Raw genomic sequence first — 19,849 nt, forward strand, 5'->3', positions numbered from 1 at the left:
GGGGCCGTCGGGGCGCGCGCGTGCGGGCGCGCGCCCCCGCACCGCGAGCCCCGCCCCAACCCGGGCGGTGAGGAGTCGCTGGTTGTCGGCAAAGCACCCCTGCGCCGACAACCAGCGACCCCTCACCTCGCCGCCCGCCGGAGCGCTACCCCTTCAGCGCACCCGACGACAGGCCCGCCACGTAGAACCGCTGCAGACCGACGTAGAGCGCGATGCACGGGATCATCGCGATCACGGAGCCGGCGACGAGGGTGCCGTAGTTGACCTGACCGTACGTGCCCGTCTGCAGATTGAGCAGGGCGACCGGCAGGGTGTAGAGCGAGTCCTTCGTCAGGAAGGTCAAGGCGCCCAGGAACTCGGTCCACGCCGCCAGAAAAGCGTAGAGGGCCGCGGTGGCCGCTCCCGGCAGCAGCAGCGGCCGCAACACCGTGACGATGACCCGGGTGCGGCTCGCACCGTCGACGAGCGCCGAGTCTTCGAGCTCGTCGGGGATGGCGTCGAAGGCGTTCCGCATCACGAAGGTGCCGAACGGCAGGTTGACCGTGACGTAGAACAGCACGAGGCCCGCAAGCGAGTTCGTCAGGTGCATCGCGTTCAGCTGCAGGTAGAGCGGAGTCAGGATGGCCTGGAACGGCACCATCATGGTGAGCAGCACGAGCCCGAAGACGGCCTTCGAGCCGCGGAACCGGAACTTCGAGAACCCGTAGCCGGCCATCGTCGCGACGACCGCGGTGATGACGGCCGTCGAGATGGCGACGATCAGGCTGTTCACGAGGCCCGTCAGCAGATGCGACGACGGGCTGAAGATGGCCTGGAAGTTCTCGAAGCCGAAGTTCCAGAAGGTCGCCCAGGTCGGAGCCGCCGTGATGACGGCGTTCGGCTGGAAGGCCCGCATGATCGCGATCAGGAGCGGCACGCCGAAGATGAGCGCCGAGCCGATTCCTGCAATGGCGTAGAGCGTGCGCTTGACCCGGGTGTCGCGCGGGTGGTCGACGGTGCCCTGATGATGCTTCAGGCTGCGTGGCGACGGATCCGTCGACGGCGACGTCTCGGAGACGCGGCCTGCGAGTGCGGTCATTCGTCCTTCTCCCTCAGCGCCCAGAACTGGAACGCGGTCACGAGGCCGATCACGATGATCAGCGCGAAGGCCTCGGCGGTCGCCGCGCCCAGCTGGAGCTGCACGAACGCGCGGTTGTAGATGTAGCCGACGATGGTCTGGGTCTCGGTTCCGGGGCCGCCCTGCGTCAGGATGTAGAACTGCGTGAAGGCGAGAAGCGAACCGGTGACCGAGATGATGACGCTCAGGGCGAGCGTGTTGCGGATGATCGGGATCGTGATGAGGCGCTCCTGCTGCCACCAGCTCGCCCCCTCGAGCGACGCGGCCTCGTAGATCTCGTCGGGGATGCCCTGCATGGCGCTCATGACGAGCACCATCGTCAGGCCCGAGACGGCCCACACCACGAACACGCAGATCAGGCCGGTGGCGAGCGGTCCGTTGACGAGCCACGCCGTGGTGCCGTCGGTGATGTGGAGCAGCTTCAGCAGCACGTTCACTAGGCCCGACGACGGCTGCGCCTCGAGCACGAGCATGAAGCTCAGCGTCGAGAGCCCGACGACGAACGGCAGGAAGAAGATCGTGCGGAGCAGCGTCGCCCCGCGTCGCTTCGACCGCACCAGCACGGCCAGGAAGTACCCGACCGCGAGGATCGGCACCGTGACGATCGCCGTGTACAGCAGGGTGTAGCCGATCGACTGCACGAACGCCGGGTCTTGGAAGAGCTTGAAGTAGTTCTCCAGGCCGATGAAGCGGTAGCTGCCGATAAGCGGCCAGTTGGTCAGCGAGATGTAGATCGCGACGATCAGCGGCGCCACCACGAAGACGACGACGAAGAGCATCGCTGGCGTGACGAGCGCGAAGCCGGTGCGCGGCGGATGGGTGAGCGACGCGCGTCTGCGCGGCGGCGGCGGCTGACGATCAGACGCGAGCGGCGGCCTGACGGTTGTTGTGGACACTTCTGCACCTCCTTGTGCGAGTGGGTCAGGCCTGGGCCTGGTCGAGGATGCGATCCCAGGCGATCTGCCCGGTCTTCATCGCCTGGGTGACGCCGCTGCCGAACACGGCCTCCCGGAACATCGAGAAGAACGGGCTCGACGGCTGGTTGTAGAGCAGGTTGTACGCCAGCGTCTGCGGCGCGTAGCCCTTGTCGATGTTCTCCAGCGGCAGCACCGACAGCGGGTACTTCGCCTCGTACTCGGGGGTCAGCACATCGGAGCGGATCGGGAAGTAGCCGCCGGCCGGGAGGTTCGACTGCGTCTTCGTGGCGGTGGCGTACTTCATGAACTCCCACCCGCCCGGCGCGTTCTTGGCGCCGTTCGGGATGCACATGTTGTCGCCGCCGTCGAAGAAGGCGGCGCCGCCCGTGGGGCCGGGCAGGAGCACGGCGCCGATCTTCTTCATCATCTCCGGGGTCGACGCCGCGATCGCGCCGTACGACACGGGCATGAGCCCGACGGTGCCGGCCCGGAAGTCGGCGCCCCACGTCTGCCCGGCGTCGCTGTAGGCGTTGCGGGAGACGAGCTTGTCGGTCCAGAGCTGACGGTAGAACGACAGCGTCTGCTCGAGGGCGTCGTTGCCGACGATGTTGCCCTGCTGCTTGCCGATCGGCCCCTTCTGCATGTCGCTCCCGGTCGCCCAGATGTGCGGCTGCACCGTGAACCCGAGGATGCCGGCGGCGTTGCCCGACAGGGTCCAGCCGAACACGTCGCCGCCGAGCTTCTGCACGCTCTTCGCCGCGGCGAGGAGCCCGTCGAAGCCCGTCGACAGGGAGGCCGGGTCGACGTCCGCCTTCTGGAGCAGCTCGCTGTTGTAGAACAGCATCGAGTTGTCGGCGAGGTACGGCACCCCGAAGATCTTCCCGTCGTGCTTCAGCAGCCCCATGTGCCCGGTCGAGAGCTTGTCGTAGTACGGGAGCGCCTCGACGACGCTCGTCAGATCGGCGAACACGTCGCGGAAGATGAACAGCGACGAGTTGATGTCGTCCATGTCGACGACGTCGGGCGGCTCGCCGCCTCGGATCGCGGTGGCGAGCTTGGTCACGTACTGCCCGTCCGGCACGGGCGTGAGCTCGACCTTGAGGTCGCCGTGCGACTTGTTGAAGTCGGCGACGAGGGCGACGAGGCCTGCCTGCGTCGCGGAGCGGCACCACACGTTGATGGTGCCGGTGGCCTTCTTGGTGAAGCCTGCTGCCGAGGAGTCGATCCGAGGCAGCGTGCCCGCACATCCTGCGAGTGCGAGCGACGCTGCTCCGATAACGGACCCCGCCAGAAACGTTCTCCTGTCGACGGCCATGGCGCTAGAGAGTCGGGATCCACACGCGCATGGGGCCGATCTCGCGGTTGGCCCACGCGTAGTACGGGATCGCGGTGAGAGCCACGGGCGCAGGAACTTCTGGTGGCCGGCTTGCATTCGCACCGGGGTAGCCGACACCGTCCGCGCCGCCGTGGTCGACCCGTCGGTAGGGCCAGGCGGTCTCGGCGTGGGTCGACGGCGTCGACCCGGACAGTGCCAGGGTGACGACGCCGTCGAGCAGGCCGTCGACCTTCGTCGCCTCGATGGGCGCGGCGGTGTCGAGCAGGATGTCGTCGACGGCCGTCCCGGGGATGTCGCCGTGCTCCACGGCGTAGACGAGCGGGCCGCGCTCCACTGCGACGCTGCCGCGGGCCGCGTCGACGCGGGCGTCGGCGGCGTAGAGGTGCGGGGTCAGGTCGAGCTCGACCTGCACGACGTCGCCGACGGAGAACTCGCGCTCGATGCGCACGTACTCGCCCGCGGGTGCGGCGACGGGCTCGCCGCCGACGGTGACCTTCGTGTCGTCCGACCACGCGGGCACCCGCACCTCGAGCGCCCAGCTGCCGGTCGTCTCGGTGATCTCGATGCCGATCGAGCCCGACCACGGGTAGTCGGTCGTGACGCGCACCGCTCCGTTGTCGAACGCGAAGTCGCCCGAGGCGAACTGGTGCAGCTGCAGGCCGCCGCCGGTGGTCGTCGCGAGGTACGCGTCGAGGCTGGCGAAGGTGCGCATGATGTTCGGCGGGCAGCACGCGCAGTCGAACCAGCCGCGGCGGCCGTGAGCCGGCGAGCGGTTCTCGTCGGCATGGGCGTCGGCGCGCTGCTGGAGCGGGTTCACGTAGAAGTACTCGGTGCCTGCGAGCGAGACACCGGGGAGGAACGCGTTGTAGAGGAACCGCTCGATCGCGTCGGCGTAGACGGGCTTGCCGGTCGCGAGCAGCAGTCGCCAGGCCCACTGGACGCCGCCGATCGCGGCGCACGACTCGGCGTACCCGCGGTCGGTGGGCAGCTCGTAGGGGTCGCCGAAGGCCTCCCAGTCCCAGCGGGCGCCGAGGCCGCCGGTGATGAACGCCTTCGACGACATCATGGAGGCGAACTGGGTCTCGAGGGCGGCGAGGAGCTCGGCGTCGCCGGTCTCGAGCGCAACGTCGGTGGCGCCAGCACCGAGGTAGACGGCGCGCACGGCGTGGCCCTCGACGGTCACGGCCTCGCGGACGGGGAGCCGGTCGGAGAAGTAGGTGGCCTCTTTGCCGCGCTCGGCGGTGTAGCCCCGACCTCGGGCCTCGACGAAGTGGGCGGCGAGGTCGAGGTAGCGGCGCTCTCCGGTCACCCGGTAGAGCTCGACGAGAGCCATCTCGACGACGGGGTGGCCGTCGACATCGAGGCGCTTGTCGGGGCCGAAGGTGGCGTCGAGGTGATCGGCGAGCTTCACCGCGACGTCGAGCAGGCCGGTGTCGCCGGTGGCGCGGACCTGCGCGACAGCCGCCTGGAACAGGTGCCCGGCGCAGTACATCTCGTGGCTCCACGGGAGGTCGGTGTAGCGCCCCGCGACCCCGCCCTGGATCTGCTGGACGGAGTCGAGGTAGCCGTCGTCGGCCTGAGCCTGAGCGACCAGCGCCGTCACCTCGCGCTGCATCTCGAGGAGGTCGTCGGACGGGTTGCGGCCGTACTCGAACGCCACCGCCTCCAGCCACTTGTAGATGTCGCTGTCCATGAAGATCGGGCCGCGTGCCTCGCCGGACTCGAGCCCGGCGGCGATGCGGAGGTTCGAGAAGTTGCCGGCTTTCTCGAGGAGGTCGTAGGCCTCGCGGATGGCGGCAGCGCCGTTGCGTTCCTGTCGCAGCGACCAGAACCCGGAGGTGATGTGGGCGGCGCCCGCGTCGAGGGGACGGAGCACCGCGGTCGCGGAATCGGTCGGCTGGACGGGCTGGGCTCGACGAGGAGTGCCGAGGGTGGCCGTGGTTGTCATGCTGCTCCTTTGCAAGCGTGCGGCGGAATACGTTTTCTGAGATCACCGTACGGCGCGCATGGCATCCACACAAGGCCCGGATGCAAAATGTGGATAAGTCCGTGTCTATGATGATCTGTGGAAAGGGACCACCTCGAGTTCCTGCGCGGTTTTCAGGAAAGGCGGTTGCCGTGGCCGGCGAGACGATCGTGCGCATCACCGACGTCGCAGCCCTCGCCGGGGTCTCCATCGGCACCGCCTCGAAGGCGCTGAACGACACCGGCCAGCTGCGCGAGGAGACCCGGCTGCGCGTCCGCGAGGCGGCGCAGAAGCTGGGCTTCGTCATGGACGCCCGCGGCCGGGCGCTCTCGTCAGGACGCAGCTACACCGTCGGCATGATCACCACCGACTCGTTCGGCCGGTTCTCGATCCCGGTCATGCTCGGTGCCGAGGACGTCCTGAGCGCCGGGCAGATGGCCGTCCTGATGTGCGACACCCGCGACGACTCCGTGCGCGAGCAGCACTACCTCCGGTCTCTCTCGTCGCGTCGAGTCGACGGCATCATCGTGACAGGCCGGTCGTCCGACCCGCGCCCGCGCATCGAGGTCGACATCCCCGTGGTCTACGCGTTCACCCCGTCGCTGTCTGCGGACGACGTGTCGGTCGCGGTCGATGATGCGCGCGGCGCCGAGATCCTCGCCGAGCACCTGCTCACGATCGGCCGCCGCCGAGTCGCCTACGTCTCCGGGCCGTCGCGCCATGCGGCCTCGACCCTGCGCGCCGGGGCCGCCGCCGCCCTGCTCGGCCCGAACCTCGTCGCGCCGCCCCTCTTCGGCGAGTGGTCGGAGCGCTGGGGGCGCCAGGCCGTCGACCTGCTGCTGCGGCAGAACCCCGACGTCGACGCCATCGCGTGCGGCAGCGACCAGGTCGCCCGCGGCGTCTGCGACCGGCTGCGCGAGCTCGGCAAGTCGGTGCCTCAGGACGTCGCCGTCACCGGCTACGACGACTGGAACGTGATGGCGCTCGCCAGCCGCCCGCCGCTCACCACCGTCAATCTCCGCCTCGAAGACGTGGGCCGGCTGGCCGGGCGCGCGCTGCTCGACCTGATCGCGGGGCGCGAGCCGGCGTCGGCCGTGATCGAGCCGACGCTCGTGATCCGCGAGTCGACCGTCGGGGCCTAGTGACGGAGATTCTCCGCGCCACCCGTCCCGATCCGCATGCGTCGGTGGCCGCCAGGCGTTTCTCCGTCGTCGGCACCGCCCCCGACCGGGGGCCGCTTAACACGCTCGTTACAGCCCATTTATGAGGCGGTCACAAGCGCCCGCCCGCCGACCGCGAAAGTGAGGCCATCCACCACCCGCCAGCGAACAGGAGACCTCTGATGTCGACCGGAACCGGCTCCACGAACGGCGTGACGTACACGTCCGCCGACCCGAACTACTTCGAGAAGCGGCAGCTGCGCCGCACGGCCGGATTTTGGGGGATCTGGGGCATCGGCATCGCGGCCGTCATCTCAGGAGACTTCTCCGGCTGGAACGCGGGCATCACGAGCGCCGGCTGGGGCGGCCTCCTGATCGCGTCCGCCGTCGTGGTCGTGATGTTCTTCGGCATGATCTTCTCGATCGGCGAGATGAGCGCCGCGATGCCGCACACGGGCGGCGCGTACTCGTTCGCCCGCGCCTCGATGGGTCCGTGGGGCGGATTCGTGACGGGGCTCGCGGAGACGCTCGAGTACGTCCTCACGACGGCCGCGGTCGTGTACTTCTCGGCCGGGTACGCCGACCCGATCCTGACCGACCTGACCGGGGCGAGCCTGCCGATCTGGGTGTGGTGGATCATCCTGTACGCCGTGTTCATCGGCCTGAACTCGCTGGGGTCGAGCGTCTCGTTCCGGTTCGCGCTCGTGGTGGCGCTGATCTCGATCGGCGTGCTCGTGACGTTCGCGGTCATGGCCGTCTTCTCAGGGAAGCTGGACTTCGGCAGCCTGTTCGACGTGAAGCCGGACGCGGGCCAGACGGCTTTCCTGCCGCACGGGATCCTGCCGATCTTCTTCGCCCTGCCGTTCGGCGTCTGGCTGTTCCTCGGCATCGAGGAGCTCCCGCTGTCGGCTGAGGAGGCGCACAACCCGACGAAGGACATCCCGAAGGCCAGCGTGTGGGGCCTCGCCACGCTGATCGGCTGCGGCGCGATCGTGCTCGTGCTGAACCCCGCCGTGATCGGCGGGACCGCGGCCGGCGCCAGCCTCGAGCCCCTGCTCGACGGCTTCCGCGCGATCATTCCCAACGACAAGATAGCGGCCGTCCTGAGCGCGTTCGCCCTCGTCGGCCTGCTGGCCAGCCTCCAGGGCATCATGTTCGCCGCCGGCCGCAACATGTACTCGCTCTCGCGGGCCGGCTACTACCCGCGCGGCCTGTCGGTCACGGGCAAGCGCCAGACTCCGGTGATCGCGATCGCCGTAGCCTCCGCGATCGGCCTAATCGCGCTGTTCGCCGCCGAGAGGTCGACGCCGGGCGCCGGCGGCGGGCTCGTGCTGAACATCGCCGTCTGGGGCGCTGTGGTGTCGTACATGCTGCAGATGGTGTCGTTCCTGATCCTGCGCCGGAAGTTCCCGAACGCGAAGCGCCCCTACAAGTCGCCGTGGGGAGTCGCCGGGGCGTACATCGCCGGGATCATCGGGCTCGCGATCTTCGTGGGCGAGATCCTGAATCCCGCGCTCTGGTCGGCGATCGTGATCATGCTGATCGTGTACGCCGTCGGCCTGGTGCTGTTCGCCACGGTCGGCCGCAAGAACCTCGTGCTCGCCCCCGAGGAGGAGTACGCGCTCTCAGGAGGGCTGCACGGCGACCCGCAGGCCGAAGGCTACGACGCGATGGAATCCGAGATCTTCCCGCACGCCGTTCCCGATCCCGCGCCGCGGGAGTCCGACCTCGTGTAGTCGCGAGCGCAGGAACCGGCCCACCCCGCCCGGGGTGGGCCGGTTCACGCGCTCCCCCGTCACCACACCCGCGCGATGACCTCGTTCAGCAGCCCGTTCGTCGGGAAGTTCGCCTGGCTGATGTACACCCCGGTCGAGCCCCGGACGTAGTAGTTCGAACCGATCTCGACGCCGTACTGGCTGTCGGTCGTGACGCTCTGGCAGCGGGTGCCCTCGCCGAGGGGGACGCAGGTGAAGCCCTTGGACTTCAGCCCCGTGAGAAAGGCGACGGCCTTGACCGGGTCGACCGGGGCGATGACCATGTCGAGATTGGTGATGTCGGCCCGGGGGTCGCGCCACAGGCACTCGAGTCTGCGGCCGCTCGTCTGCGCACTGGCGGGAAGGAGTCCGAGCTTGCCCTTGAGGTCGAATCCGGCGGGGTTCAACGGCGTCGAGGCGAAGGTCTTCGCGTAGGTCGCCGCCGACATCGTGGACTTGCACGAGGTCGGGACGGTTCCGTGGTCGTGGTGCGGGTCGGCCTCGGCGGTCTTCGTCGGCTTGGCCGTCGGCTTGGTCGTCGCGGACGGCCCGGGCGTCGCGGTCGCGGATCCAGCACCGCCCGAGGAGGGCCCGCCGGACGCACCGTCGCCCGGCGACGTGGACGAACCCGCCGCGGAGGACACCGCGGGCGAGGTGGTCGCCGTGCCAGTGCACCCGGTCAGGATGAGCGTCGCCGCAAGCGCCGCGACGCCGAGATATGCCTTGCCCCGCATGTGATCCCCCTGTGAATCGACTATGCCCTCACAGTAGGCCGGTCGCCGGTCCGCGGGGTCAGTCGGAAGAATGATTCAGCGCCCGGTGGGCACGCGCTTCCACCGGGCCCCGTAGCGGCGCAGCGAGATCCGGGTGCGGTCGGCTCGGAAGAAGTCGTGGGAGAACTCGATGGCCGCCTCGGACGCGTCGAACGTGATGCGCCAGATCTCGAACAGGGGCGCGCCGACCTCCACACCGAGGATCGCGGCCTGCTCGGACGTCGCCGCCACGACGTCGATGGTCTCGTCGGCCTGAGCCATCTCGACGCGGTAGTCGCGCGACAGCACGCGGTAGACCGACCCGGTGTGGTCGCTGTCCTGGAAGCCGGGCACGAGCCGCATGGGAAGCACCATCGTGTCGAGAGACAGCGGGATGCCGTCGGCGTCGCGCCGTCGACGCATCCGGAAGACGTTCTCGCCGTCGGCCAGGCCGAGGCTCCGCTGCTCGGACGGCGACGCGACGCCGATCCCCTCCGACAGCACCTCCGTCGACGAGGTGAAGCCCTGCTGGCGCAGCATGTCGGGCACGCCCATGATCGTGTTGAGCTGGCGCTCGATCTTGCCGTCGGCGACGAACACCCCGCCGGTCCGGCCCATGGTGCGCCGGATCACCGCCGCCGACTCGAGCTCCTCGAGGGCCTCGCGCAGAGCCGAGCGAGGCACCCCGAACTGCTCGGCGATGGCCCGCTCCGATCCGATGCGATCGCCCACGCGCAGCTCGGCGCGCGCGATCATCCGCCGCAGGCGCTCGGCGAGCTCGGAGTGGTCTCGGGGCACGCGATGAGCTTAGATGCCGAGCGCGGTCAGCGATCCGTCGAGGGCCTCGACGAGCCGGGGAACGTCGTCCTCGTCGAATGCGAGGGGAGGACGCAGCTTCAGGACGCTGTTGGTGGGGCCGCACACGCTGGTGAGCACCCGGCGGTCGCGGAGCTCTTCGAGGAGGGCGAGGGCGGAGCGCGTTCCTGCGACCTTGGTGCCGGGATCGTCGACGATCTCGACGCCGGTGTACTGGCCGGATCCGCGGACGTCTCCGATGCCGGGGTGCGAGGGCACGAGCTCGCGGATCGCGTCGCGGAGGACGGCTCCGACGCGAAGGGCCTTGGCCTGGAGCCCGTCGTCGCGGATGACGTCGAGCACGGCCTGGGCGGCGGCGATCGCGACGGGGTTGCCGCCGAAGGTGTTGAAGTACGGGCGCCGGGTGCTGAACGCCTCGAGCACCTCCCGGCGCGCGGCCATGGACGCGATCGGGAAGCCGTTGCCCATGGGCTTGCCGGTCGTCACCAGATCAGGAACGAAGCCATGGCGCGCGAACCCCCAGAACGCCTCGCCGGTGCGGCCGAACCCGGGCTGGACCTCGTCGGCGATGACGACGCCGCCGTGCTGGTGCACGAGCTCGAGCGCGGCGTGGATCATGCCGGGCTCGCCCAGGAAGATCCCGTCGGACGAGAACGACGAGTCGAGAATGAGCCCTGCGAACCCGTCGCTCGACGCCTCGATGTCGGCGATCGCCGCGGCGACCTGAGCCAGCCACCAGGCGCCTGCGCCCTCGGCCGTCTCGGAGCCGAGCCGGTAGGTGTCGGGCGGGTCGACGATGCGCAGCGTCGGGTCCATCGTCTCGGGCCCGCGGAGCGACGGCGAGTGCGCCGATACCAGTGCCGTGTTGCCGTGGTACGCCTCGCTCGTCGCGATCCAGGCGGTTCCGCCGGTGTACTCGCGGCCGACGCGCAGGGCCAGGTCGTTCGCCTCGGAGCCGGTGCAGACGAACATGACCTGGTCGATCTCGTCGGGCATCGTCGACAGGAGGTCGTCGGCGTAGTTCAGGACGCCCTCGTGCAGGTAGCGCGTGTGGGTGTTGAGCTCGGACATCTGCTTGCGCACGGCCTCGACGACGCGGGGGTGGGCATGCCCGATGCTCGGCACGTTGTTGTAGAGGTCGAGGTACTCGTTTCCCTGGGCGTCCCAGGCGTGGGCGCCGCGGCCCCGGACGATCTCGACCGGGTGCTTGTAGAACAGGCGGTAGGCGGCCCCGAGCACTTCGCGCCGCTCGGTCAGGGCACGCGTGCGCGGGTCGAGCGCGGCGGCGTCCTCGGCCTTGAAGCTGTTGCCGTCGAGGATGGAAGCGGTGTTCGCCATGGGGGTCCCGTCGTTCGTGGGTGCACGTCCATTCTCCGAGGGCGCGGTGCCCGGCGGGGACACCCCGTGTTGCCGGGACGTTACCAACCGCCCCGGCCGGATGAATGGCGTGTTACCGGCGTGAACGGCTGGTAAAGGATGGGGCGCGAGTGCCTGAGTTCCTGCGCCCCGCCCCTAGGTTTCTGTCTCATGACGACCGAGCAGATGGCGGGTTCGCTCGCGGCTTTCGATCACGTGGGCCGCGGCGACGACGCCCCCTCCTGGGTGCACGCCGGCGTATGCGGCCGCTGGGCCCTGCCCCCGGAGCGCACGACCGTCACGCTGATCGCCGTCTCGGAGAACATCACGTTCAAGGTGGCGGTGGACGGCGTGCCGGGCCTGGTCGTCCGGCTGGGCCGCCCCGGGTACGCGGTGAGCGTCGAGCACGTGCGAAGCGAGCTGCTCTGGGTGGAGGCCCTGCAGCGCGACGCGGGGGTGCCGACGCCGTCGCCGCGACACGGGGCGGACGGCGACCTGGTGCAGTTCCTGACCGACGACACCGGGGCCGCCTGGACGGCCGTCGGGTTCGACTTCGTGACCGGCACCATCCTCGAGGATCAGATCGACTTCGCCGACCACTTCGTCGAGATCGGCCGGCTGACCGCGCAGCTGCACGAGCACTCCCGCGGCTGGGAGTCGCCGGCCGGGTTCCAGCGCTTCGACTGGTCGCTCGACGACATGACGGGCGGGCTGGCGCGCTGGGGCGACTGGCGGAGCGCGCCGCTGACTCAGGCGGATCGCGCCGTGCTGGAGCGGGCGGAGCACTCGGCCCGCGCCACGCTGTCGGGAATCCTGAGGACGCCGCAGCACTGGGGCCTCATCCACTCCGACCTCCGCCCGTCGAACGTCATGACGCACGAGGGCGCGATGACGATCATCGACTTCGACGACTGCGGGTACGGCTTCTACCTCTACGACTTCGGCTCGGCGCTGACCTTCTACGAGCACCGGCCCGCCGCCCTCGAGATGGGCGCGCGCTGGCTCGACGGCTACCGCGAGGTGGCACCGCTGTCACGCGACGACCTCGAGGTCGCGGGGTCGCTCTCGCTGATGCGCCGGCTCACGATGCTCGGCTGGGCGACCACGCACCGCGCCGACGCACTGCCCGCCGACCTCTGGGACGAGAACCTGCCCGGCACGGTCGAGGTCGGCGCCCGCTACCTCGCCGACCCGCTGTGGCTGGTCGGCGCCTAGCGCTTCGTCAGGCCCGCGACGCCTGAAGCAGGGCCCACAGCTCGGCCCGCCCGGCGAACGACTCGAGATCCAGATCGAGCAGGATGCCGACTCTCGCGATGCGGGCCTTGAGCGTGTGCCGGTGCAGGCCCGCCTCGCGCGCCGCCGACTCCCAGTGCCCGTTGTGGTCGAGCCAGAGCCGCGAGCACGCGACGAGGTCGCCCGGCTCGCCGTCGAGGGCCCCGAGCCGTCGCCTGGCGAGGCTCTCGGCCGCCGGCGACCACAGGTCGTCGAGCAGTCCCGCCGCCGAGTCGCCGAAGACGTGCAGGCCGGCCCCGGGGTCCTGACCGAGCGCCCGCGTCGCCTGAGCGAGCCCCGTGGCGGCCTCGACGGGCGCGAGCACCGACGACAGGCCGATCGGCAGGACGGCCAGCGCCGGCGTCGTGTCGACGAGCCGGGACAGGTCGTCGGTCGATGCCGCCGGCAGCAGGAAGACGATGCGCTCGGCCATGGCGTCGGCGAAGGCGAGGTGCCTGCGAGTGAGCGCGTCGACGAGCCGCCAGCGCTCGGACGGCTGCGAGGACCTCGCCAGCACGACCACCCCGACCCGGAGCGCGTCGGGGATCTCGGCGTCGAACTCCGCGGCCGCCGCGACGGCGCCCGGGAGGTGCCCGTCGAGCAGGAGCCGCACGATGACGGCGCCGAGCCGCTGCTCGAGGTGGCGCTCGGCGTCGCCGTAGCGGAGCAGCACCTCGACGATCGCGACCGCGCTGGTGACGACGGCCTGCATGGCGACGTCGTTCCGGCCGGCCCCGGCCACGCCGATGGCCCCGCGGAGTCCGCCGCGCGGGCCGAGCGTCTGCGTCGTCGCGAAGCCCGGCCAGCCCGGCAGGGTCGTCTCGACGCTGGCCCGCGAGCCGCGCCCGAGGATCCTCCGCCCCTCGGCGACGAGGGCGTCGAGCCCGGTGCCGCGCGCGTTCTCCTCGATGACGACGTCGCCGGTCGACGACAGGATGACGACCGCGCCCTCGACCTGCTCGGCGAGCGCGCGCACGACGGCGACCAGGGTTCCTGCGGTGAGGGCGGCGACCGAGACGGCCCGCTGGGCGCCGAGCGTCCACGCGTCGCGCTCGTGCTCCCTGGCGGCGATCCGGTCGGCGACCCAGCGGATCAGCGCGATGAACGGCACCTCGTACGGCACCTCGACCAGCGTGACGCCGCGGGCTGCGCAGGCGTCGACGAGCGGCTGCGGGGTGCCCTCGCGGATCACCTCGAGGCCGAAGCCGAGCGCGACGGCACCGGCGGCGACCAGGCGGTCGACGTAGTCGGCGTAGAACTCGTCGGCGTCGTCGAGCGGAAACTGCGTCCCCGTCGTGAGAAGCATCGTGTCGCCGGTCAGGAAGGGCGTCGGGTCGACGAGGTCGGAGCTGTGCACCCAGTCGATCTCGGTGTCGCGCCCGTCGCCGGTCAGGCGCGGGATCAGCCGCAGGGCGGACTCGGCGAGAAGGCCTCGGACCGTGGGAGGCGTGGTGGTCTGCACGCGCCACAGGCTATCCCCCGATTGCCGCTCGGGCCACCGGTTGTCCACAGTCCTGCCGAAACGGCATCGCCGGGGGTGCGCTCTCTCCCTAGTGTCTCGTCTAACCGATCCACCGTTTTCTAGGAGGCGCCATGACGCTCGTCGACTCCCGGCTGTCCAGCGACGGCCGCGCTCACGTCGGGGGGCCTTCTCTCCCGCAGGAACGCCGCCTGGTCACCGAGATCCCCGGCCCCCGATCGCGCGAGCTCCTCGCCCGCAAGAACTCGGCGGTGGCCCGCGGCGTCGGGATCACCCTCCCCGTCTTCACCGACGTCGCCGGCGGCGGCGTGCTCGTCGACGTCGACGGCAACAGCCTCATCGACTTCGGCACGGGCATCGCCGTCACCGGAGTCGGCAATGCAGCCCCCCGGGTGGTCGCCGCCGTGCACGAGCAGGTCGACCGCTTCACGCACACCTGCTTCATGATCACCGGCTACGACTCCTACGTCGACGTCGCCGAAGCCCTCAACCGGCTGACGCCGGGCGATCACGACAAGCGCACGGCGCTCTTCAACACGGGCGCCGAGGCGGTCGAGAACGCCGTCAAGATCGCGCGCTCGTACACGGGGCGACCCGCGGTCATCGCATTCGACCACGCGTACCACGGGCGCACCAACCTGACGATGGCGCTGACCGCCAAGTCGATGCCCTACAAGAGCGGCTTCGGCCCGTTCGCCCCCGAGATCTACCGGGCGCCGCTGTCGTATCCGTTCCACGACGGGCTCTCCGGCCCCGAGGCCGCGAAGCGCGCGATCGCCATGATCGAGAAGCAGGTGGGCGCGGCCAGCACGGCCGCGATCATCATCGAGCCGATCCAGGGCGAGGGCGGCTTCATCGTCCCCGCGCCGGGCTTCCTGACCGCGCTCTCCGAGTGGGCGACGGCGAACGGGGTCGTGTTCATCGCCGACGAGGTGCAGACCGGCTTCGCCCGCACCGGCGCCATGTTCGCCAGCGAGCACGAGGGGCTCGTCCCCGACCTCATCGTCACCGCCAAGGGCATCGCGGGCGGCCTGCCCCTCTCAGCCGTCACCGGTCGCACCGAGATCATGGACGCCCCGCACGTCGGCGGTCTCGGCGGCACCTACGGAGGCAACCCGATCGCGTGCGCGGCGGCTCTCGCCGCCATCGAGTCGTACGAGCACGACGGGCTGGTCGCCCGGGCCGGCGAGATCGAGCAGATCATGAAGGCCCGGCTCTCGGAGCTCCAGGCCTCCGATCGGCGGATCGGCGACGTGCGCGGACGAGGCGCCATGATCGCCGTCGAGCTGGTCGACCCCGCGACCGGCGAGCCCGACGCGGCCCTCACCTCCCGTGTGGCGGCCGCCAGTCATGCCGCCGGGGTGATACTCCTGACCTGCGGCACCTACGGCAACGTCATCCGGTTCCTGCCGCCGCTCTCGATCGGCGACGCGCTCCTGCATGAAGGGCTCGACGTGGTCGCCCAGGCATTGGAGGCCGCATGACCATCACGACGACTCGCGAAGCCGAGCTGCTCGCGACGATCCCGACCGGGCTGCTGATCCACGGCGTCTGGCGCGACGCCACCGGCGGCGAGACGTTCGGCGTCGTCGACCCCGCCACCGGCGAGACGCTCGCGCAGGTCGCCGACGCCTCGCCCGCAGACGCCGTCGCCGCGCTCGACGCCGCGGTCGGTGCCGCCGACGAGTGGGCGGCGACCCCGCCCCGCAAGCGAGGCGAGATCCTGCGGCGCGCGTTCGACCTGACCATCGCGCGCGCGGACGACCTCGCGCTGCTCATGACCCTCGAGATGGGCAAGTCGCTCCCGGAGGCGAGGGGCGAGGTCACGTACGGCGCGGAGTTCCTGCGCTGGTTCTCGGAGGAGGCCGTCCGCATCTCGGGCAGCTACGGGACGAACCCCGAGGGCACGGGCACGACGATCGTGTCGCATCGCCCCGTCGGGCCCTGCTTCCTGATCACGCCGTGGAACTTCCCGCTCGCGATGGCCACGCGCAAGATCGCGCCGGCGCTGGCCGCCGGGTGCACCGTCGTGCTCAAGCCGGCCGAGCTGACGCCGCTCACGAGCCTCGCGTTCGCGGCGATCCTGATCGAGGCGGGAGTGCCCGCCGGTGTCGTCAACGTCGTCACCACCACGGACGCGTCCGGCGTCTCATCCGCCGTCATGGCCGACGACCGCCTGCGCAAGGTGAGCTTCACCGGCTCGACCCCGGTCGGCAAGATCCTGCTGAAGCAGGCGGCCGACAACGTGCTCCGCACCTCCATGGAGCTCGGCGGCAACGCGCCCTTCCTGGTGTTCGACGACGCCGACCTCGACAAGGCGGTCGACGGGGCCATGCTCGCCAAGTTCCGCAACATCGGCGAGGCCTGCACCGCCGCCAACCGCTTCTTCGTGCAGTCGGGGGTCGCCGACGAGTTCGCCGCCCGACTGACGGCGCGCGTCGAGGCGCTCCGCGTCGGCCGCGGCACCGAGGACGGCGTCTCGATCGGCCCGCTCATCAATGAGGCGGCGGTCAGCAAGAGCGCCGAACTCGTCGGCGACGCCGTCTCACGCGGCGCGTCCGTGGTCTCGGGCGGCTCGGCCGTCGACGGGCCGGGCACCTTCTTCGAGCCCACCGTCCTCACCGGCGTCCAACCGGGCACGCGACTCCTCCGCGAGGAGGTCTTCGGGCCTGTCGCAGCGATCGCGACCTTCGAGACCGAGGCGGAGGGCGTCGCGATGGCGAACGACACCGAGTTCGGCCTGGTGTCGTACGCCTTCACCACGGACCTCGCGCGGGGCCAGAGGTTGATCGCCTCGCTCCGCTCCGGCATGCTCGGTCTGAACTCCGGCGTCGTGTCGAACGCGGCCGCGCCCTTCGGCGGCGTCAAGTCGTCGGGTCTCGGACGCGAAGGCGGCGCTCAGGGCATCCACGAGTACCTCGACACGTCGTACACGTTCGTTCCGCTGACCACTTCCGACGACGCCTGAACCGGAGCGATCCATGCCTCTTGAGCCACTGCAGAACTTCATCGGCGGCGAGTTCGTACCCGCCCAGGGCGATGCGACGATCGACGTCGTCGACCCGCGCACCGAGGAGGTCGTCGCGGTATCGCCGGTCTCGGTCGCGGCCGACGTGGACGCCGCGATGGCCGCGGCCGACGCCGCGCTGCCCGGCTGGAAGCGGTCCACGCCGAGCGTCCGCCAGAAGGCGCTGCTCGCGCTGGCCGACGCGCTCGAGGCCCGCTCGGACGACCTCGTCGAAGCCCAGGCCCGCAACACCGGCCAGCCGAAGGCGACGATCGCGGCCGAGGAGGTCGCGGTGGGGGCCGACCAGATCCGGTACTTCGCCGGCGCCGCGCGGATGCTCGACGGCGTCGCCTCGGGCGAGTACCTCGAGGGGCTGACCTCGTCGGTGCGGCGCGAGCCGATCGGCGTCGTGGCCCAGGTCACCCCGTGGAACTACCCGCTGATGATGGCGCTCTGGAAGATCGGCCCGGCCCTGGCCGCCGGCAACACCATCGTGCTGAAGCCCAGCGACACGACCCCCGAGTCGACGCTCGTGCTGGCCGACCTCACCCGCGGCATCCTGCCCGACGGCGTATTCAACGTCGTGCTCGGCGACGCCTCGACGGGCTCGCTCCTCACCGAGCACCCGACTCCGGGCCTCGTCGCGATCACCGGCAGCGTCCGTGCGGGCCGCGCGGTCGCGACCTCGGGCGCAGCGGGGCTCAAGCGGGTCCACCTCGAGCTCGGCGGCAAGGCACCCGTCGTCGTCTTCCCCGACGTCGACATCGACGCGTCTGCCGAGGCGATCGCCCAGGCCGCCTTCTTCAACGCCGGCCAGGACTGCACGGCCGCGACCCGCGTCATCGTGCACCGTTCGATCCACGACGCCTTCGTCGACGCGCTCGTGCGGGCTGCCGAGGCCACGATCACCGGCGACTCCGACGAGGCGTTCTACGGACCCCTCAACAACGCCCGTCACTTCGCCGCCGTCTCGGCCGCCGTCGAGGCGCTGCCCGATCACGCGACGGTCCGCACCGGCGGCTTCCGGGTCGGCAGCGTCGGCTACTACTACGCCCCGACGGTGGTCGCCGACGTCGAGCAGACGGACTCGATCGTCCAAGACGAGGTGTTCGGCCCGGTGCTCACCGTGCAGGCCTTCGACACTGACGACGAGGCCCTCGAGATGGCGAACGGCGTGCGGTACGCGCTCGCATCGAGCGTCTGGACGAACCAGCACCAGACCGCCGAGCGGTTCGCGCGCGACCTCGACTTCGGCTGCGTCTGGATCAACACCCACATCCCGCTGGCGGCGGAGATGCCGCACGGCGGCTTCAAGGAGTCCGGCTACGGCAAAGACCTGTCGCGGTACTCGATCGACGACTACACGCGGGTGAAGCACGTCATGAGCGCCCATTGACGACGCCGAGCGCCGCCGATGGGCACCCATGACAGCCCACGCACCGTATGTCAGCTCTGCCCCAAGGAGATCAGCATGACCACCACCCTCACCTGCGACGTCGTCGTCATCGGTGCCGGCGCGACCGGCCTGACCGCCGCGACCGACCTCGTCCGCTCCGGCCACAGCGTCATCGTGCTCGAGGCCCGCGACCGGGTCGGCGGACGCCTGTGGACCAACGACATCGACGGCCAGATGTTCGAGATCGGCGGCCAGTGGGTCTCTCCCGACCAGACGGCGCTCATAGCCACCCTCGACGAGCTGGGGCTCGAGACGTACTCGCGCTTCCGCGACGGCGAGAGCGTCTACGTCGGCCGCGACGGCGAGCCCAAGCGCTTCACCGGAGACATCTTTCCGGCGTCGAAGACGACCGAGAGCGAGATCGAGCGCCTGATCGAGGTGCTCGACGAGCTGACCGCGCAGACCGACCCGGACGCACCGTGGAACCACCCGCGTGCCGTCGAGCTCGACCACGTCTCGTTCAAGGACTGGCTGGCCACTCAGTCGGACGACGAGGAGGCCCGCGACAACATCGCCCTCTTCATCGCCGACGCGATGCTCACGAAGCCGGCCCACGCCTTCTCGGCACTGCAGGCCCTCCTCATGGCGGCGAGCGCCGGCAGCTTCTCCAACCTCGTCGACGCCGACTTCATCCTCGACAAGCGCGTGGTCGGAGGCCTGCAGAGCGTGCCGCTGGCCCTGGCGGCACGACTCGGCGACAACGTGCACCTCGGCGAGGCCGTCCGCACGCTCGAGTGGGGCGACGACGGGGTCACCGCCGTCACGGACTCGCTGCGGGTCGAGGCGAAGCGGGCGCTGGTCGCCGTCCCGCCGAACCTCTACAACCGCATCGCCTACGACCCGCCGCTGCCGCGCCGACGCCAGCAGCTGCACCAGCACCTCTCGCTCGGTCTCGTGATCAAGGTCCACGCGACCTACGAGACCCCGTTCTGGCGCGAGTCGGGCCTTTCGGGCACGGCGTTCAGCCCCTACCAGCTCGTCCACGAGGCCTACGACAACAGCAACCACGGCGAGACGCGGGGCACGCTGGTCGGCTTCGTCTCGGACGAGAAGGCCGACCGCCTGTTCGCGCTCTCGCCCGACGAGCGCCGGGCCGAGATCCTGAGCTCCCTCGCCGCCTACTACGGCCCCGCGGCGCTGGAGCCGGTCGTCTACTACGAGAGCGACTGGGCCGCCGAAGAGTGGACCCAGGGGGCCTACGCGGCCAGCTTCGACCTGGGCGGACTCACGCGGTACGGTGCCGATCAGCACTCGGCGGTCGGCCCGATCCGCTTCGGCTCGAGCGACATCGCCGGTCTCGGCTTCCAGCACGTCGACGGCGCGATCCGCATGGGGCATCGCCTCGGCACCGAGATCGCGGCGTCGCTTCCGGCGACGGCAGGGGTCACCCCCTAGCCGCCGCTCCGCTCCACCGTCTCCGCCCGCACTCGAACGACCACCCGAACGCGCACCTCCTGCAC

15 protein-coding genes are annotated in these 19,849 nt (G+C 70.5%); 7 read left to right on the plus strand and 8 right to left on the minus strand.

Going from position 1 to position 19,849, the window contains the following annotated elements; genetic code table 11:
* Positions 1–145: 145 nt before the first annotated feature.
* Genes AC3CBB_RS11365 through AC3CBB_RS11380 form a run of 4 tightly spaced genes read right to left on the minus strand, consistent with a single transcriptional unit; the run spans position 146 to position 5,318 of the window.
* Positions 146–1,078, minus strand: a complete 933-nt coding sequence (locus AC3CBB_RS11365; RefSeq protein ID WP_488624646.1) for a carbohydrate ABC transporter permease — start codon at positions 1,076–1,078, stop codon at positions 146–148.
* Entirely contained in the window at positions 1,075–2,013 is a 939-nt protein-coding gene (locus tag AC3CBB_RS11370; protein WP_488624647.1) for a carbohydrate ABC transporter permease, read from the minus strand. The genes AC3CBB_RS11365 and AC3CBB_RS11370 overlap by 4 nt, the downstream gene beginning before the upstream one ends.
* A gap of 25 nt (positions 2,014–2,038) precedes the next feature.
* Complete coding sequence (locus tag AC3CBB_RS11375) at positions 2,039–3,349, minus strand: ABC transporter substrate-binding protein (RefSeq protein ID WP_488624648.1); 1,311 nt, start codon at positions 3,347–3,349, stop codon at positions 2,039–2,041.
* A gap of 4 nt (positions 3,350–3,353) precedes the next feature.
* On the minus strand, positions 3,354–5,318 hold the full coding sequence (locus AC3CBB_RS11380) for a glycoside hydrolase family 127 protein (RefSeq protein WP_488624649.1): 1,965 nt from the start codon (positions 5,316–5,318) through the stop codon (positions 3,354–3,356).
* 170 nt (positions 5,319–5,488) lie between these two features.
* On the opposite strand from AC3CBB_RS11380, the gene AC3CBB_RS11385 reads away from it, so the two are divergent.
* Positions 5,489–6,478, plus strand: coding sequence for a LacI family DNA-binding transcriptional regulator (locus AC3CBB_RS11385; protein WP_488624650.1), 990 nt, complete (start codon positions 5,489–5,491; stop codon positions 6,476–6,478).
* Between the two features lie 200 nt (positions 6,479–6,678).
* Positions 6,679–8,232 (plus strand): amino acid permease, encoded by a 1,554-nt coding sequence (locus AC3CBB_RS11390; RefSeq protein WP_123505425.1) that lies wholly within the window; start codon positions 6,679–6,681, stop codon positions 8,230–8,232.
* 59 nt (positions 8,233–8,291) lie between these two features.
* Here the strand turns inward: AC3CBB_RS11390 and AC3CBB_RS11395 are convergent, their stop codons facing one another.
* The 3 genes from AC3CBB_RS11395 to AC3CBB_RS11405 all read right to left on the minus strand — a co-directional run bounded on the left by AC3CBB_RS11395 (position 8,292) and on the right by AC3CBB_RS11405 (position 11,156).
* On the minus strand, positions 8,292–8,984 hold the full coding sequence (locus AC3CBB_RS11395; protein ID WP_488624651.1) for a hypothetical protein: 693 nt from the start codon (positions 8,982–8,984) through the stop codon (positions 8,292–8,294).
* Between the two features lie 75 nt (positions 8,985–9,059).
* On the minus strand, positions 9,060–9,800 hold the full coding sequence (locus tag AC3CBB_RS11400; RefSeq protein WP_123505427.1) for a GntR family transcriptional regulator: 741 nt from the start codon (positions 9,798–9,800) through the stop codon (positions 9,060–9,062).
* 9 nt (positions 9,801–9,809) lie between these two features.
* Positions 9,810–11,156: an aspartate aminotransferase family protein gene (locus AC3CBB_RS11405; RefSeq protein WP_488624652.1), complete on the minus strand. Its 1,347-nt coding sequence runs from the start codon at positions 11,154–11,156 to the stop codon at positions 9,810–9,812.
* A gap of 189 nt (positions 11,157–11,345) precedes the next feature.
* Here AC3CBB_RS11405 and AC3CBB_RS11410 point away from each other — a divergent pair, with 189 nt between their 5' ends.
* Positions 11,346–12,389, plus strand: coding sequence for a phosphotransferase enzyme family protein (locus AC3CBB_RS11410; protein ID WP_488624653.1), 1,044 nt, complete (start codon positions 11,346–11,348; stop codon positions 12,387–12,389).
* 7 nt (positions 12,390–12,396) lie between these two features.
* Here AC3CBB_RS11410 and AC3CBB_RS11415 read toward each other — a convergent pair whose 3' ends face one another.
* Entirely contained in the window at positions 12,397–13,908 is a 1,512-nt protein-coding gene (locus tag AC3CBB_RS11415) for a PucR family transcriptional regulator (protein WP_158614173.1), read from the minus strand.
* 131 nt (positions 13,909–14,039) lie between these two features.
* Between AC3CBB_RS11415 and gabT the strand changes: the two genes are divergently transcribed.
* The 4 genes from gabT to AC3CBB_RS11435 all read left to right on the plus strand — a co-directional run bounded on the left by gabT (position 14,040) and on the right by AC3CBB_RS11435 (position 19,784).
* Positions 14,040–15,410 (plus strand): 4-aminobutyrate--2-oxoglutarate transaminase, encoded by a 1,371-nt coding sequence (gene gabT / locus AC3CBB_RS11420; protein WP_488624654.1) that lies wholly within the window; start codon positions 14,040–14,042, stop codon positions 15,408–15,410.
* A complete protein-coding gene (locus AC3CBB_RS11425; RefSeq protein ID WP_488624655.1) occupies positions 15,407–16,894 on the plus strand; it encodes an NAD-dependent succinate-semialdehyde dehydrogenase in 1,488 nt (495 codons plus the stop codon). The genes gabT and AC3CBB_RS11425 overlap by 4 nt, the downstream gene beginning before the upstream one ends.
* A 13-nt stretch (positions 16,895–16,907) precedes the next feature.
* The gene (locus tag AC3CBB_RS11430; protein WP_488624656.1) at positions 16,908–18,329 is read left to right on the plus strand and encodes an aminobutyraldehyde dehydrogenase; all 1,422 of its coding nucleotides are present in this window, start codon (positions 16,908–16,910) and stop codon (positions 18,327–18,329) included.
* Positions 18,330–18,404: 75 nt separating this feature from the next.
* Entirely contained in the window at positions 18,405–19,784 is a 1,380-nt protein-coding gene (locus tag AC3CBB_RS11435; RefSeq protein WP_488624657.1) for a flavin monoamine oxidase family protein, read from the plus strand.
* Positions 19,785–19,849: the final 65 nt, after the last annotated feature.

This window comes from Frondihabitans sp. OV104 (genome assembly GCF_057787745.1).

Coding starts and splice junctions, on each gene's coding strand:
- AC3CBB_RS11365 (WP_488624646.1), bottom strand. CDS start 1,078: ATGACCGCACTCGCAGGCCGCGTCTCCGAGACGTCGCCGTCGACGGAT.
- AC3CBB_RS11375 (WP_488624648.1), bottom strand. CDS start 3,349: ATGGCCGTCGACAGGAGAACGTTTCTGGCGGGGTCCGTTATCGGAGCA.
- AC3CBB_RS11380 (WP_488624649.1), bottom strand. CDS start 5,318: ATGACAACCACGGCCACCCTCGGCACTCCTCGTCGAGCCCAGCCCGTC.
- AC3CBB_RS11390 (WP_123505425.1), top strand. CDS start 6,679: ATGTCGACCGGAACCGGCTCCACGAACGGCGTGACGTACACGTCCGCC.
- AC3CBB_RS11395 (WP_488624651.1), bottom strand. CDS start 8,984: ATGCGGGGCAAGGCATATCTCGGCGTCGCGGCGCTTGCGGCGACGCTC.
- AC3CBB_RS11405 (WP_488624652.1), bottom strand. CDS start 11,156: ATGGCGAACACCGCTTCCATCCTCGACGGCAACAGCTTCAAGGCCGAG.
- AC3CBB_RS11410 (WP_488624653.1), top strand. CDS start 11,346: ATGACGACCGAGCAGATGGCGGGTTCGCTCGCGGCTTTCGATCACGTG.
- gabT (WP_488624654.1), top strand. CDS start 14,040: ATGACGCTCGTCGACTCCCGGCTGTCCAGCGACGGCCGCGCTCACGTC.
- AC3CBB_RS11425 (WP_488624655.1), top strand. CDS start 15,407: ATGACCATCACGACGACTCGCGAAGCCGAGCTGCTCGCGACGATCCCG.
- AC3CBB_RS11430 (WP_488624656.1), top strand. CDS start 16,908: ATGCCTCTTGAGCCACTGCAGAACTTCATCGGCGGCGAGTTCGTACCC.
- AC3CBB_RS11435 (WP_488624657.1), top strand. CDS start 18,405: ATGACCACCACCCTCACCTGCGACGTCGTCGTCATCGGTGCCGGCGCG.